Consider the following 14,889-nt stretch of genomic DNA (forward strand, 5'->3'; position numbering starts at 1 on the left):
GAGGACAGAAGTAATTCTGTCCTTTTTGTATTCAATCTAAATCTAAATTTCAGTAAAATTTTTCAATTCATCTTTTAATACGTATTTTTGAATATATATATTTATTATGGTAAGCGAAAAAATTGCAACACTAATCAACGAGCAAATAGTTCACGAACAATATGCAGCACAATATTATCTTTCAATGTCCGCCTGGTTTTCGGCAAAAGACCTTGATGGAATTGCCAACTATTTCAGAGTTCAAAGCAAAGAAGAATTGATGCACGCCGACAAAATGTTTGATTACTTGAATGATGTTGGCGGAGAAATTATTTTAGGTGAAATTCCAAAACCACCTCATGAATTTTTCAATGCCATTGATATTTTTGAAAAAGCATTGGAACATGAAAGAAAAGTAACAAAAAGCATTTTCAACATCGTAAAAAATGCTAATGATGAAGGCGATTTTGCTACAACATCTTTTTTGCAGTGGTTTATCAACGAGCAGGTGGAAGAAGAAGCGAGCGCATCGCAATATGTGACTAAAATTAAAATGGTTTCTGATAATCCTTCTGCATTATATCTTTTTGATCAGGAATTGGCAAAAAGAGTTTTTGTAGCAGATACGAAAGCATAAATTACAAACTTGGGTAATTTACCCTTAATTAAAACTCCAAAATATTCTTATATATTTTGGAGTTTTTTTTGGTTTATAAGGTTACTTAATATCTCAGTTTCTTTTTTCTAAATTTTTTACTGAAAAATATAAATAAAGTAATATCCATAAGTTAAAGTAAACATATTTAGTGTATTTTTTGTTATTTTACCTTTTTTAACATATATTTACCAAAATAATTGCAATTATTATTAATTTTATTATATTAAAATTGATTATTGATTAAAAATATAAATAGAGAAATATTCTATTGAAATCTTTACGAATTTAAAAATGAAATGAAATAAATGGTTGAGGTTATCTTCATATAAAACCTAATCAGTTTAAAATTTCAATGCAAAAAAGCTAATAATTTTCAGTAACACTTCAAATAAATTATTTATGAAAAACAATTTTATGAGAATTAAAATAACTATAATGTTAGTCGTATTTGTGCCTTTGACATTTTGGGCACAGAAAAAGCCAAACATCCTCATTATTTGGGGGGATGATATTGGCACCTGGAATATCAGTCACAATAGTCGCGGGATGATGGGCTATAAAACACCAAACATCGACAAGATTGCCAAAGAAGGCGTTTCCTTTACAGATTATTACGGGCAACAAAGCTGTACCGCAGGAAGAGCAGCATTCATTAGCGGCAGTGTTCCTGTAAGAACGGGGATGACCAAAGTAGGGATGCCCGGCGCTAAAGAAGGCTGGCAAAAAACAGACGTTACAATTGCAACGGTATTGAAGAATCAGGGATATGCAACCGGGCAGTTTGGGAAAAATCATCAAGGAGACCGAGATGAGCATCTTCCTACAATGCACGGATTTGATGAGTTTTTAGGAAATCTATATCATTTAAATGCTGAAGAAGAGCCGGAAAATGAGGATTATCCGACAAATATGATAATGGAGAATGGTAAAACATTCAAAGAAACTTTTGGTCCACGTGGTGTCATTCACAGTTGGGTTGATGGTAATGGTGGGCAACGTATAACAGATACTGGTCCTTTGACAAAGAAAAGAATGGAGACAATTGATCAGGAATCGATTGCTGCTGCTAAAGCATTTATCAAAAAGCAAGTTGATGCTGGTAAGCCATTTTTCACTTGGTGGAATGCTACACGTATGCACTTTCGCACACACGTTAAGGCGGAACACAGAGGCATAAGCGGACAGGATGAATACAGCGACGGTATGGTAGAGCATGATATGATGGTTGGCGAATTGTTAAAATATGTAGAAGAACTAGACATCGCAGATAATACTATTATAATGTATTCAACCGACAATGGTCCACATTTCAACAGTTGGCCGGATGCAGGAACTACACCTTTTCACGGTGAGAAAAACTCCAATTGGGAAGGCGCTTACCGTGTGCCTGCTTTCATAAAATGGCCTGGTCATTTCCCTGCTGATGTTACTCTTAATGGTATTGTTTCACACGAAGATTGGCTTCCTACTTTTGCAGCAGCTGCAGGGAATGATAAAATCATCGATCAGTTAAAAAATGGTGTGACGCTGAATGGACGCCATTATAAAAATCATATTGATGGAGCCAATCAGTTAGATTACTTAACCGGTAAATCAAAAAAATCCGGCCGTGAAGGTTTTGTTTATGTAACCGATGGCGGTGAAGTAGCAGCGCTACGTTATGGTGATTGGAAGGTGACCTTTCTCGAAGAACGTGCCAAACAATTACAGATTTGGATAGAACCTTTTGTTACATTGCGTGCGCCATATTTATTTAATCTAAGAAGAGATCCGTTTGAAAAAGCATTGGAAGGTTCTAATACTTATTTCGATTGGTACTTGAGTAGAGTATTTGTCATCACTCCTATACAGCAGTATGCGATTAAGTTTTTGTCAACGTTTAAAGAATTTCCACCAAGCCAGACACCAGGCGACTGGAGCTTAACTAAAATCCAAAAGCAGGTAAATGAAATGAATGTAAAAGCAAATTAGCATTGTGATTTACTTTGTAATAAGCAGAAGGGGAGTGAGCTCCCTTTCTTTAGCTAAAGATATGTTCATTATGAAACAGCAACAACTTAACAATGAAAATTAAATCAACTTTAGTTATCATGTTTTTTTCGATTTTTCTGATGGCCTGTAAACAGGAAAGCACAAAAGAAGAAACAAACCAAACAACAGAAGTGGCAACAGATCCGCTGCCTTCTTGGAACGACGGTGTTAACAAGAAAACCATCATCGATTTCGTTACAAAAACCACTGCCGAACGAAATGCCGCTTTTATTCCTGCTGACGACCGCATTGCCTGTTTTGACAACGACGGAACGCTTTGGAGCGAACAGCCGATGTACTTTCAACTGGCATTTGCTATAGACCGCGTTAAGGCAATGGCAAAAGACCATCCGGAATGGAAGGAAAAAGAACCCTTCAAATCCGTGCTCGAAGGCGATATGCAAAAAGTAATGAGCGGTGGCGAACACGCCTTGCTTCAATTGGTAGCCGCATCGCACGCGGGAATTTCAACGGAAGAATTCAATCAAAATGTAAAAGATTGGTTGAAAACAGCAACGCATCCAAAAACGGGAAAACCGTACAATGAAATGGTGTTTCAACCAATGCTGGAGTTACTTCATTATCTTCAGGCGAACGATTACAAAACCTTTATCGTTTCCGGCGGGGGCATTGATTTTATGCGTGTTTGGGCGGAAGAAGCGTACAATATTCCGAGTCATCAAATTATCGGAAGCTCTATAAAAACCAAATATGAAGTTGGCGAAGACGGCATTCCGAAATTGATAAAATTGCCCGAATTAAATTTTAATGATGACAAAGAAGGTAAACCGGTTGGCATTCATCAGCACATTGGCAAGCGGCCGGTTTTGGCATTCGGAAAAGATCGAAATTTAATAAAAAATATTATACAAAATTCGTGAAAGCAATAGGTGTAGACAAAGCAACCACTTTTTTCTTCCTGAAAAAACATATGGATAATCAGGTTGAAACAGCTAAGCTTGAATTCTTAGCACGCTAAAAAATCCAGACTATTAAATTTTGATCTTAAAAATGACAGTAAAAACCATATTAATAATAATCTTTGCAATGCTTTTTAGTTGCAAAAAGACTAAAAAAAGCTTTTCGGCTGATCCTGAAAACACAACTTCTAAAGCGCCAAGAGGAATGGTGTTGATAAAAGGGGGAGAATTCAATATGGGAAGTGATGCTGCTGAAGCACCTAAAACAGAATATCCGGCATATAAAGCATCCGTTAAAAGCTTTTATATGGATGAGACTGAAGTGACCAATGATGAGTTTGCTCAATTTGTTTCAGAAACCGGCTATGTAACTGTTGCTGAAAAACCCATCAATTGGGAAGATTTAAAAACCCAGTTGCCACCGGGAACACCAAAGCCTGATGATAAAATGTTGGAGCCGGGTTCTTTAATTTTTGAGCCAGCTAAGAAAATTGATAATCTCTATGATATTGCACAATGGTGGACTTGGAAAAAAGGTGCCGATTGGCGACATCCAAGCGGACCGGATAGTTCTATTGAAGGAAAAGGAAGCCATCCTGTAGTGCATATTTCTTATGAAGATGCTGAAGCTTACGCAAAATGGGCCGGAAAGAGATTGCCTACCGAGGCAGAGTGGGAATATGCAAGTAAAGGTGGAGAGTCAAACAGAAGCTATGCATGGGGTGATCAATTGGTACCCGATGGAAAATATTTGGCTAATTTTTTTCAAGGGACATTTCCAAAAAGTAACACCAAATTGGATGGCTTCGATACAACCGCTCCTGTGAAAACTTTCCCTGCAAATAAATATGGCTTATATGATATGATTGGCAATGTCTGGGAATGGACAAGCGATTGGTTCCGCTATGACACGCATGCCCGCAACAAATTAAAATCAAATCAGGCTACTTGTAAAAATCCGCAAGGGCCTTCACAAAGTTACGATCCAGATGAACTATTGGTTCCAAAAAGAGTAATAAAAGGAGGGTCGTTTTTATGTAGCGAGCAATATTGCAGCAATTACCGTCCGAGTGCGAGAATGGCTACGGCATTTGATTCCGGGCAAGAGCATTTGGGATTCAGGTGTGTAAAAGATGTGAAATTTTAAAATAATTTTATTTTGAGATTATTTAATTCTTAAAAAATAGATGAGAACTAAAGCCTTATTTCCTTTATTGATTTCCTTTTTCAGTCCGGGAATATTTTTCACCCAGGAAAAGGATGAGTTCTTTCATGAAATGAAAGTGGTATACACATTCGTTAATAATGATAAATGGCGTGGAGCTATTACCGCCAACTGGAAGCATATTTATGATGAGATCGGTTGGCGCCGATGGGGAGGAGATGTTTATATTTCAAGGAAAATAAAAGCTATTGCCATCGAATCCGGAATCACGGTAAATTATACTTTCGATAAAGATATTGTCAATTATGTTGATTTTCGTCCTTGGCTGGGATTACGCTCAGATTTGCAGTTAAGTGAGCGGACGCTTCTTATGCAAAAATTTAAGATCGAAAGCCGCAATTTGTATTTCGATGAATCTTATAGAAACGAACATTTATTAAGAAGCAGATATTTCCTGTCATTAAAATATAATCTTTTTAAGGATAAAGAAAGCTGGAAGCTCAACCCCACGACGGAATGGTATTTTATTGACAGACAATCAGATTCGGAGCGTTTTGTGAATTCTGTGGAATTTGGATTAAGAATTATTAAGGTGCTTAAAAATGAAAATGAACTTGCTTTCGGGTATAAAATGGAAGCTTTTAAAAAAACAAACTTATCCGAAAACTCTGGACGCGGGCACATTTTGGTGCTTGAATATGGTTTTTAAAAGTAGGGTAATATTTATTATATTGAATTTCGGCGGCACCAAAGGTGCCGCCCCGAAATTTTACAGGTAAATCAGCTGTGTTTTCAAAACCTTCAATCCCAAACTTTCTAAAACAGTTTTATAGGTTTGTATTTGTTTTTCATTTTTTTGAGATTCTTCTCCGGTTTTAAAATCTACGATAATATAGCCTTCATTGCTCTTCAATATTCTGTCTGGTCTGTAAACCAGGCTTTCATTATTAGTGGAAATCATGATGTCTTTCTCATTAATCACTTCCCACTTTTCATCAAAAAACTCTGAATAAGTATTAATAATTTCTTTTAAATTTTGATGTATTTTAGCTCTTTCCTCAAAAGTAATCAGGCCTTCAAGCGTGTAACATTCCAAAACTTTTTCAATATCTTTTTCGGTATTTATTTTTGATAATAATTCGTGGACGAAAATTCCCGTTCTTACTTTTTCATTCCTTTCCTGATACGTTTTTGACGGTGTTGCAATTTTTATTGAAGTGCTTTTTTCATGCTGATTGTTCAGGGTTTGAATATTTTTTGTTTTATAAGATGTAGTTTTGTGTTTGGAATATTTCTTTAGCGTTTCAGGATTGGTTTCATACAAATCGAACTCATCAAGATTTTCAGTGTTTTTAGATTGTATAAATTCTAAAATTTCAAGATTATTTGACGTTTTATTCGCTTTTTGAAGATAGAAAAAAAGCTGCTCAACGGGCCTTGTTGTCGCAACGTATTGCAGACAAATCCGATCTACAAGATTTTTATATGAATTTATTTTGTTGAATTTTTGAATTTCAGGATCGTATGTTTCTAGATTCTTATTGAATTGATTAATGTTCACAGATTTCAGAGCTTCATCAGTTTCTGTTTCAAACCAATTGTTGAATTGATTATCCGAATTTTTATTTTCTAAAGGAATAAAAACAACCGGAAATTCCAGACCTTTTGCCTTGTGAATTGTCATAATCTGAATTGCATCAATATTCTCAGACGCCTGAATGGAATGTTTTGAAGCTTCTTCATCCCAATATTTTAAAAATTCTTTGCTGCTCGCGCCGGCATTTTGTGTGAAATTAAAAAGCATTTCCAGAAAATTCAGAAGAAAGTCGGTTTCTTTATTTTCTACTGCAAACTCATTGATGTAATATTCAACGAAATTGTACAAATTAAATTTCGGAAAATTGTCCTGTTTTAGCTTTAATGAATATTTTGCTTCGACAAATTCCAAAATTTCTTCATGCGAATCTATTGCCAGAATTTCTTTCATATTTAAGCTGAAATCAGGCATTGTAATTCTGCCCAATCTATTCAGATAAAACATCAGCATAATCAGAAAAGGTTTGTTTTTAGGATTGGTTTCCCATCTCAAAAAATAAATTACCGCTTGCAATGTGTCTGATAATTCTAAAGTCAGGCCTTTGTCGGAAATCGTTTTAACATTAGTTTCTTCGTCTTTATAATTAACTTTTAAATTCCCTAATTTTTGAGAATAGCTGAAAATATCAAAATTTCCACGACAAAGAATGGTAATATCAGAAAAGGTAAATCCGTTATTCAGGCATTCCTGAATATCTTTTTGCATTCTTTCCGAAACATCATTGTAAAAATCTTCTTTAGACAAGTTTTCGATAAGATTCACTTTTACACGGCCTTCACTTTTCGATTTTGGAGATTGTTCTGCATCAATTCCAAAAATATTCTGATGTTCTTCTTCTAATTCTTTAGCATGAAACTGATACAATTCATTATTGAATTGAACGATGTTTTTGGCACTTCGCCAGTTGTCTTTTAGAATTAATAATTCGGCTTCTTTAGGAGAAATTTCTTTTTTATTAATAATGTCGAGCATCAGCTTACTTTCACCGCCTCGAAATCTGTAAATACTCTGTTTCGGATCTCCAACCAAAGTAAAAGATGTATTTTCCGTGGAAACGCTGTGATCACGCAACGGAACAAAATTCTGCCATTGCAATTCTGAAGTATCCTGAAATTCGTCAAAAAAATAATGCTGAAACTGCGAACCAACTTTTTCATAAATGAAAGCGGAAGGCTCATTTTTAAGATTTTCATTGATAAGAATATTAAATTTTGAAAGCAGAACCAGATCATTTTCCTCTTCAATTTTTTTCAACTCATCCTGAATGTCTTTATTTACTTTTAAAGGAAGTAATGCCGATAATATTTTTTCTTTTTTCTGGGTTTCGATAAACAAAAGAATCAGCTGCATTCTATTTTCCAGAAGCTGATCGAGAATTTCAAAGATTTCTGTTTCTTTATGTTTGGATTTTGTTGCGGCTCCTTTTCGATAATTGTTGACAACCGATTCTTCCTGCGTCGTCGGAAACGGAAAACTCGGTCTTTTTTTATTGTAAAAGTCTAAAATCTTTGTAAAAAAAGCACCAATTCCATTTTTTCCCTGAGCAAAATCTTCAATATCAATATTTTTAGATTTAAAAACTTCGATTGATTGTGTTGCGATTTCCAAAGAACGCTTTTTATTGGTAACAATTTCTTTACGCAGCGTATTTTTGATGTCTTCGTATTTGCTGTCGTCAAAGCTTTTATTGTTTTTAAGATGTTCATAATGAATATCTTTCACAAATTCTTTTGCGGAATCGTAAAGGTTTTCATTCAGATTGATTCTTTCATTATTTTCAAGGCTGTAATCCACATAATCCATAAAAGAATGCGAAATGCTGTCGTTTTCTCCAATCTGATCAAGCATTTTGTCAACCGCTTCAATGAGAAAAGGTTCTGCATCAATTTCGAGGTTGAAATTTTTAGCGAGACCTAATTCATATGAAAAACTTCTTACCAATCGTGAATTGAAACGGTCGATCGTTCCTATATTTAAAGTAGAATAATTGTGAAGAACATAATCCAGCAATTTTTTTGATCTGAAGTGCAATTCGTCAATTGTGATCCTTATTCCTTCGTTTTCAAAAGCAGACTGAATATTTTTTAAATCAACATTATCCGCATAATTTTCAGAAGTGAAATTTCCAAGCCAAGAAAGAATTCTTTCCTTCATTTCATTCGCTGCTTTATTGGTGAAAGTCAAAGCCAGAATATTACGGATCGACTGCTGCTGATTGGGATAGCGCAAGCAAATCATTAAAAGCCTCTGAACGAGCGCATATGTTTTTCCTGAACCCGCAGAAGCATTGATGACGGTGTAAGAATTCTGCATTTTACGAATGAATTAGGCTGCAATTTAGCTAAAATTTAAATGAAATTTTAACAATTTCAAATTGGTTTTTAACAGTTTAAAAAAGAAAAGTTCCAAAAAATATACTAAAAGCGTTAACGGTGGTTAAACTTTTAGATTAATATAAAAAATGCTTTAGTTTTGTTTTATAAACAAAAATCCGTGAAAATTAAATTACTCTTTATTTTATCCTTTCTTTTCTTCGTTAAAATCAGTGCTCAGAATTATATTTTTGGTAAAATCACGACTGAAGACAATCTGGAAATGTCTGATGTTACTGTAATAAACATCCGTACAGACGAAAGAGTTTCTACCAACAAAGACGGACATTTTATGATTTCTGGTAGACAAGGTGATAATCTCAGGTTTTTGAAAAGCGGCTACGAGAGAGTAAATAAATCGATCACAAAAGAAGATTTAGAATCTCCGGTGAACATCAAAATGGTAAGAGCAGCTGCGTTGATTGAAGAGGTCGAAATAAAAAAATCGCTGACCGGAGATCTGAAAGCCGATTCTAAAACTTTGAATCCTCCAAAAAAAGTTGAAAAGCTCCGAACGGATATTGCTCAATATATTTCACAAAAATCTGATCCGAGAATTTTAGCCGCAAGACCCGGAGAATTTGTTCAGCCAAAAGGACAAGGATTTTCTATTGGTAAAGTCAAGAATAAATGGGACGATGTAGATTTAATGGAATATCTGACGATGGCTTTAGGAGAACAGTATTTTGCAGACCTTAAAATCGAACAACCGCAGATTCAGCACTTTATTTCTTATGTTTTGGCAGGCGGTTTTGAACGCAGAAATATTCTGAAATTCGGTTATGTAAGCGATGCCGATCTGATGAGGTTTCAGCGTGCGGTTTTGACAAGAGTTTCCTCTTACAGAGCACCGCAAACGCAAAAATAAATGTTAGAAAGCTTTTTAAGAAGTCAATAACCAGCAATTTGTTTAAAAAACGTAAAATTTCGAAATGAAAATTGTAATTTCAACATATTAAAATTACAAAACGTTATGAACAAAAATATTATTGCAATCGCAGTTGGGGCTTTAGGATTTGTCATTGGACTTGGACTTTTGGGAAATGCCATTAAAAACAGAAATAAATCTGAAAATACAATTTCTGTGACTGGTTTAGGGACAAAAGAATTCACTTCTGATCTTATTACGTGGTCAGGAAGTTTCTCAAAAAATAATTTTGATTTAAAATCTGCGTATGATGAGCTGGCTTTAGATAGAAAAGTTATCAACGATTATCTTGTTTCTAAAGGAATTAAGCAGAACGAGATCGTATTTTCTTCGGTCGATATTCAGAAACAGTTCAAAAATTATAATGATTCGAATGGAAATTATGTTCAGGGGGAATTTTCTGGCTATAACCTCACTCAAAGAGTGTCTATTGAAAGCAAAGAAGTCGAAAAAATTGAAAATCTTTCCAGAAACATTACGGAAATCATCAACCGCGGCATAGAATTTACTTCTTCATCACCCAGTTATTTTTATACAAAATTGGCTACGGTGAAGCAGGAAATGATTGCAAACGCTACAAAAGATGCCAAAGAACGTGCAGAAAAAATTGCTGAAAATTCAGGAAGTGGTTTAGGAAATCTTAAAAAAGCGACAATGGGAGTGATTCAGATTACAGCGCCCAATTCCAACGAGGATTATTCTTATGGTGGTACTTTTAACACTTCTTCAAAAGAAAAAGCAGCAAGTATTACAATAAAATTAGAATATGAAGTAAACTAAAAAATATGGTTGGAAAGATATCAATGATAAACTATATCATAAATCTCATCCTTTAATTCCTTAACATTTTCAGGGTGATAATTTGCTAAAAGCCAAAGCTGTAAAGATTTTTTACCTTCGCCATAACTAGGCTGAATATACATATCGTCGATCAGATTGAAACCGTTTCTCTGGTAAAATGAAAAGCGACGTTTAGAATCTTCGTTTAGATTTTCCGGCTCAATTTCAAGAATAATTCTCGGGTAATTTTTAAAAAGATAATTGGTAATATGCGATCCGAGCTTTTGATTTCTAAATTCAGAAAAAACTTCAAAATGCTCTACAAAAACATAGTTGCTCAGTTCCCAAATAATAAGATAACCGATATTTTTTGTATTGTTTAAAACTGATACAACTTTAACTTTAGGATGCACAAATAGCCGTACAAACTTTTCCCAATCCCTTCTTTCATCTTCCGGAAATGTTGACGAATACGATTCGAAAATTTGCTTTACTCGATAATCTTCCGGTGAAGTGATTTGTAGAAACTCCATATTTTATAGATCAAAAACACTTGGTCTTCTGGTGATAAAAATGTCTTTTACCCATAATGTAAAAGCCAGTCCCAAATATATTAAAAAGAAAAAACCTGCCGTTGCAAAAGTAGAATAAATAAAAAAAACTCTCAATTTGGAAACCGGAATTCCCAGTTTGGCGCCCATTCTCGTAAGCACTCCAAACCATTCTCTTTCCATTTTGTGGCGAATATTGTCAAACATTTTAAGGTTCTTTTAAAAGATTAAATCCGATACCGCAATTTAAGCATTTTTTTGCTGAGCAGTAATTCTTGTAATGAAAAATCAGACTTTGAGTTTCCAATGCATTATCTGTTTTAACGCCTACCTTTTCCCAAAGTTCTAAAATAGAATTCTTTTCAGACGAAATCTTCTTGTAAAACAACAGAATTTCATCCGAAATTTTTCCGTTTAAATATTGATGATAAGTATATTTTAATGGCAAAACAGTATTTAAAATAATCAATTTAGAAAATTCTTTGGTTAAAACTTTTGACTGATCAACTGTAGAAATTTTACCAAAATTGAAGCGGTTATTCCAATAATCGGAAGCTTTTATGTTTTTAAAAACTTCCATTAACTTCTCAGGATTTTCAGCATTAATGATTTTTGAAAACAGATTTTGGTGTTGGTAATAAAGATCAGCCAATTGCGACAAACGGATCGTTGGGAAATTCGGTGGCCGCAAACGTAGAAATTTAGGACGTATTTTAAAATCCGGAATATCAAATTTGGCTTTCAGAAAGTCAAATTCTCTTTTCCATATTTCCATTTGCTTGTCTTCAGGTTTCTCCAGCCAGCCGGAAATCCCGAAAAATAATGCTTCAAGCTGAGTTTTGTTACGACGTATTTTGTTGATAATACTGAAATCTATATTTTCGGCAATATGTCTGAAGATTTCTGCATTTACTTTCAGCCCAAAAGAATAGGCAAGACTGTGAAATAATACCGCTTCATAATTATTTTTAAACTTTTTCAGGCTTTGCTCAAATTCTAAAGATTTTTCATTAAGCTTTTCAAGTAAAGTTTCTTCATAAAAATTGGAAGGAATCTTGTCTGCACGAAAAATTTTCTCACAAGGAATAAACTGAGTTTCCGTCAACAGTTTTTCATATTTTGTAAAGATATTTTCATCAATATAATCTTTAAGCTCAAGTGTTGGGATATTCTTGCTTTTAAATTCTTCAATATCTGCATCGTTTTGAAAAACAACATGCAAAATTATATTTTGATAATTTGGATTAGAAGAATGCTGATGAAAAATCCAGTCAGATGATTTTACATGCAGTTCGATATTTCCGGCTAGAATTATAGTATTGATTTTAATTTTTGCCATCAAAAAATCTGGTCCGGCATCTGTATTCGGTTTTCCAAAATCTAATATTTCAATTAGGTTTCCTTCTGTATCTCTGAAATCAAAAATCTTAAATACTTTGAAATTCCAAAGGTATTGTAATAGTTTTTCCGTCATTTTTACATTTTTTTATAATTTCCAATGTATTAAAAATATAATTTGTATGCGTGTTTAAAATGTAAATTGTCATTTATTTTAAATAATTCGTTTATATTGTTAATTAATGTTGTGTATATTGTAAATTATATTACATTTGCTAAAATAAAAAATTATGACGTGTATTTATAATTTTAGTTAAAAATATTATGGGCAAAGCCGAAAACCCTAAAGAGTAGGCAAATTACAAATTTTATATTATGAGAAAATTTTATCTATTAGTAGCTTTTATGCTATTTAGCCAATCTGTGATGGCTCAAATTACCAACCCTGCACCTTATTGTAATTCACAAGCTATGCAAAATTACAATATGTGGGATTATATAAAGGTGGGAGGAACTACGCACAGTTTCGGTGCAATGGGGGCATTTGGACAGTTTAACACATATCAATATTACAACAATGTGACTTTTCCATCAGTAGCAGCCGGAGGTGCAGTGGATATTGAATTAAGAGCATTCTCACCAAGCGATGGTGAGCCGGTATATTTTAGCATTTTTATAGATTTTAATAATAATAATGTATTTGATGCTGATGAAAGTGTGATGAGAAATAATAATACAATAAATGCAGGTTTACCTGTTTTTGCTGCTCTTGCTCCTAATGATCCAACAAGGCAGCCTAGAATTATTACAAAATCTATTACGATTCCTGCAGGAGCTACGGCAGGAATGCACCGAATGAGATTAGTGAGAGCAGGAGTTCGAACAGGAGCAATTTGGGATTACAATAATGCTACTAATGTTGGTGCTTGTATTAATATTAATGAATTTAATTATGGTTGCGTATATGATTTTAATATAAACGTAACAGCAGGTCTGTCCGTAAATGATATAGATCAACAAAAAGATAGTTCTATCGAAATTTATCCAAATCCGGTAAAGGATATTTTGATGATAAACAATCCTAAAAATGAAGAAATCAAAAAAATATCAATATTTTCTGCTTCAGGACAAATAGTTCTGGAAAAAAATTTGGGAAAAGATGAGCTGAATAACGGATTGAACGTATCTGAATTAGTTAAAGGTATATATTTTGTACAAATTGAAACCTCTAATGGAAAGTATTCCAATAAGCTATCTAAAGAATAAATTTAAAAGTTATCTATAATTTTAAAACCCTAAAAAGTCTGCTTTTTAGGGTTTGTTTTGTAAGAAATTCAGACGGAGATTGAATTTTTTGAAGTTTTATTAAATTTTTCAATTGTTGTTTTATACATTTCCTCGTAAATCGGAAGAATGTTTTTCAGATCAAATTTGATAGCTTGTTCTTTTGCGTTCATTTTCATTTTAGCTAAAAGTTCCTCGTTCGTTAAAAGCTTAATGGTGTAATTGCTCATCGCTTCCACGTTCCCGATTTCTGCTAAAAACCCTGTTTGGCCCTGAATATTCACTTCCGGGATTCCGCCTGCGTTTGAGCTGATAACCGGCGTGTAAGCAGCCATCGCTTCAAGAGCCGCCAAACCGAAACTTTCCTGTTCGGAAGGAAGTAAAAAGACATCTGAAAGTTGCAAAATCCTGTATAGATCATTCACTTTTCCTAGCAAACGGATTTTTGAAATCAGATCAGGATTTTCTTCGAGAAACTGATTTACTTTTTCCATATCGGGACCTTCTCCAATGATGATTAATTTAGACTTTACCTTTTTCTCAACATTTTTAAAGATCTGAAGAACTTCTTCCACACGTTTTACAGGACGCAAATTGGAAACGTGAATCAGGATTTTTTCGTCAGGATTGGCAAATTGTGTTCGTTGACATTCGTTGCAATCGTCAAATTCAGAATTATCAATAAAATTGGTGATTACCTGAATTTCTTTTTTAATATTAAAAAACTGCAGCGTATCTTTTTTTAAGCTTTCTGAAACGGAAGTGATCGCATCCGACTGATTGATTGAAAATTCTACCGCATGCTTGTAGCTCGGATGCTGACCGACAAGCGTAATGTCTGTTCCGTGAAGTGTCGTCACCAACGGAACGTCATTATTATCCTGCAGCAACATCTGTTTTGCCGTAAAAGCAGCATAAGCATAAGGAATTGCATAATGCGCATGAAGCAGATCCAGTTTATAAAGATTCACAACACGGTAAATCATCGAGCTCAACGCAATATCATAAGGCTGATACTGAAAAAGCGGATACGTCTGAACATTTACTTTATGAAAGAAAATATTGGGATTGGTAATATCTAATCTTGCCGGAAGCGCCGAACTGATAAAATGCACTTCATAACCCTTGTTGGCCAGAGACATTCCGAGTTCTGTTGCCACGATTCCGCTTCCGCCGTATGTTGGGTAGCAAAGTATGCCTATTTTCATCTGTTTAATTTTAATTTTTAAAGGTCAGATGGAACGCCAAAAATTATTTTCATTAAAGAAATTTTATCATAGCGTTTC

13 protein-coding genes are annotated in these 14,889 nt (G+C 34.1%); 8 read left to right on the top strand and 5 right to left on the bottom strand.

Features of this window, described 5'->3' with window-relative positions; genetic code table 11:
• Nucleotides 1-106: 106 nt before the first annotated feature.
• The 5 genes from AC6CHK_RS03790 to AC6CHK_RS03810 all read left to right on the top strand — a co-directional run bounded on the left by AC6CHK_RS03790 (nucleotide 107) and on the right by AC6CHK_RS03810 (nucleotide 5,462).
• Nucleotides 107-616, top strand: coding sequence for a ferritin (locus AC6CHK_RS03790; protein WP_498093681.1), 510 nt, complete (start codon nucleotides 107-109; stop codon nucleotides 614-616).
• Nucleotides 617-1,072: 456 nt separating this feature from the next.
• Entirely contained in the window at nucleotides 1,073-2,608 is a 1,536-nt protein-coding gene (locus AC6CHK_RS03795; protein WP_498093683.1) for an arylsulfatase, read from the top strand.
• Nucleotides 2,609-2,700: 92 nt separating this feature from the next.
• Nucleotides 2,701-3,549 carry an HAD family hydrolase gene (locus AC6CHK_RS03800; protein ID WP_498093685.1) on the top strand — a complete coding sequence of 283 codons (849 nt, stop codon included), beginning with the start codon at nucleotides 2,701-2,703 and terminating at the stop codon, nucleotides 3,547-3,549.
• Nucleotides 3,550-3,715: 166 nt separating this feature from the next.
• A complete protein-coding gene (locus AC6CHK_RS03805) occupies nucleotides 3,716-4,735 on the top strand; it encodes a formylglycine-generating enzyme family protein (protein ID WP_498093687.1) in 1,020 nt (339 codons plus the stop codon).
• 40 nt (nucleotides 4,736-4,775) lie between these two features.
• A complete protein-coding gene (locus AC6CHK_RS03810; RefSeq protein ID WP_498093689.1) occupies nucleotides 4,776-5,462 on the top strand; it encodes a hypothetical protein in 687 nt (228 codons plus the stop codon).
• Nucleotides 5,463-5,522: 60 nt separating this feature from the next.
• Here the strand turns inward: AC6CHK_RS03810 and AC6CHK_RS03815 are convergent, their stop codons facing one another.
• Nucleotides 5,523-8,663, bottom strand: a complete 3,141-nt coding sequence (locus AC6CHK_RS03815) for a UvrD-helicase domain-containing protein (protein WP_498093691.1) — start codon at nucleotides 8,661-8,663, stop codon at nucleotides 5,523-5,525.
• 180 nt (nucleotides 8,664-8,843) lie between these two features.
• Between AC6CHK_RS03815 and AC6CHK_RS03820 the strand changes: the two genes are divergently transcribed.
• Nucleotides 8,844-9,590 (top strand): peptidase associated/transthyretin-like domain-containing protein, encoded by a 747-nt coding sequence (locus AC6CHK_RS03820; protein WP_498093693.1) that lies wholly within the window; start codon nucleotides 8,844-8,846, stop codon nucleotides 9,588-9,590.
• A 105-nt stretch (nucleotides 9,591-9,695) separates the two neighbouring features.
• Complete coding sequence (locus tag AC6CHK_RS03825; RefSeq protein ID WP_498093695.1) at nucleotides 9,696-10,430, top strand: SIMPL domain-containing protein; 735 nt, start codon at nucleotides 9,696-9,698, stop codon at nucleotides 10,428-10,430.
• A 20-nt stretch (nucleotides 10,431-10,450) separates the two neighbouring features.
• Here the strand turns inward: AC6CHK_RS03825 and AC6CHK_RS03830 are convergent, their stop codons facing one another.
• The 3 genes from AC6CHK_RS03830 to AC6CHK_RS03840 are packed head-to-tail and all read right to left on the bottom strand — an operon-like array spanning nucleotide 10,451 to nucleotide 12,455.
• Complete coding sequence (locus AC6CHK_RS03830; RefSeq protein ID WP_498093697.1) at nucleotides 10,451-10,963, bottom strand: GNAT family N-acetyltransferase; 513 nt, start codon at nucleotides 10,961-10,963, stop codon at nucleotides 10,451-10,453.
• Between the two features lie 3 nt (nucleotides 10,964-10,966).
• Nucleotides 10,967-11,188 carry a PspC family transcriptional regulator gene (locus AC6CHK_RS03835; RefSeq protein ID WP_498093699.1) on the bottom strand — a complete coding sequence of 74 codons (222 nt, stop codon included), beginning with the start codon at nucleotides 11,186-11,188 and terminating at the stop codon, nucleotides 10,967-10,969.
• A 1-nt stretch (nucleotide 11,189) separates the two neighbouring features.
• Complete coding sequence (locus AC6CHK_RS03840) at nucleotides 11,190-12,455, bottom strand: DUF2851 family protein (RefSeq protein ID WP_498093701.1); 1,266 nt, start codon at nucleotides 12,453-12,455, stop codon at nucleotides 11,190-11,192.
• Between the two features lie 239 nt (nucleotides 12,456-12,694).
• Between AC6CHK_RS03840 and AC6CHK_RS03845 the strand changes: the two genes are divergently transcribed.
• A complete protein-coding gene (locus AC6CHK_RS03845) occupies nucleotides 12,695-13,585 on the top strand; it encodes a T9SS type A sorting domain-containing protein (RefSeq protein ID WP_498093703.1) in 891 nt (296 codons plus the stop codon).
• A 68-nt stretch (nucleotides 13,586-13,653) separates the two neighbouring features.
• Here AC6CHK_RS03845 and bshA read toward each other — a convergent pair whose 3' ends face one another.
• Nucleotides 13,654-14,811, bottom strand: a complete 1,158-nt coding sequence (bshA, locus tag AC6CHK_RS03850) for an N-acetyl-alpha-D-glucosaminyl L-malate synthase BshA (RefSeq protein WP_498093705.1) — start codon at nucleotides 14,809-14,811, stop codon at nucleotides 13,654-13,656.
• Between the last annotated feature and the right edge of the window lie 78 nt (nucleotides 14,812-14,889).

It is taken from the genome of Chryseobacterium sp. GQ58 (genome assembly GCF_059758895.1).

Excerpts from the sequence above, each read along its gene's own strand:
- AC6CHK_RS03805 (WP_498093687.1), top strand. The coding sequence starts at position 3,716 with ATGCTTTTTAGTTGCAAAAAGACTAAAAAAAGCTTTTCGGCTGATCCT.
- AC6CHK_RS03845 (WP_498093703.1), top strand. The coding sequence starts at position 12,695 with ATGAGAAAATTTTATCTATTAGTAGCTTTTATGCTATTTAGCCAATCT.
- AC6CHK_RS03800 (WP_498093685.1), top strand. The coding sequence starts at position 2,701 with ATGAAAATTAAATCAACTTTAGTTATCATGTTTTTTTCGATTTTTCTG.
- AC6CHK_RS03815 (WP_498093691.1), bottom strand. The coding sequence starts at position 8,663 with ATGCAGAATTCTTACACCGTCATCAATGCTTCTGCGGGTTCAGGAAAA.
- bshA (WP_498093705.1), bottom strand. The coding sequence starts at position 14,811 with ATGAAAATAGGCATACTTTGCTACCCAACATACGGCGGAAGCGGAATC.
- AC6CHK_RS03790 (WP_498093681.1), top strand. The coding sequence starts at position 107 with ATGGTAAGCGAAAAAATTGCAACACTAATCAACGAGCAAATAGTTCAC.
- AC6CHK_RS03795 (WP_498093683.1), top strand. The coding sequence starts at position 1,073 with ATGTTAGTCGTATTTGTGCCTTTGACATTTTGGGCACAGAAAAAGCCA.
- AC6CHK_RS03825 (WP_498093695.1), top strand. The coding sequence starts at position 9,696 with ATGAACAAAAATATTATTGCAATCGCAGTTGGGGCTTTAGGATTTGTC.
- AC6CHK_RS03830 (WP_498093697.1), bottom strand. The coding sequence starts at position 10,963 with ATGGAGTTTCTACAAATCACTTCACCGGAAGATTATCGAGTAAAGCAA.
- AC6CHK_RS03835 (WP_498093699.1), bottom strand. The coding sequence starts at position 11,188 with ATGTTTGACAATATTCGCCACAAAATGGAAAGAGAATGGTTTGGAGTG.
- AC6CHK_RS03840 (WP_498093701.1), bottom strand. The coding sequence starts at position 12,455 with ATGACGGAAAAACTATTACAATACCTTTGGAATTTCAAAGTATTTAAG.
- AC6CHK_RS03810 (WP_498093689.1), top strand. The coding sequence starts at position 4,776 with ATGAGAACTAAAGCCTTATTTCCTTTATTGATTTCCTTTTTCAGTCCG.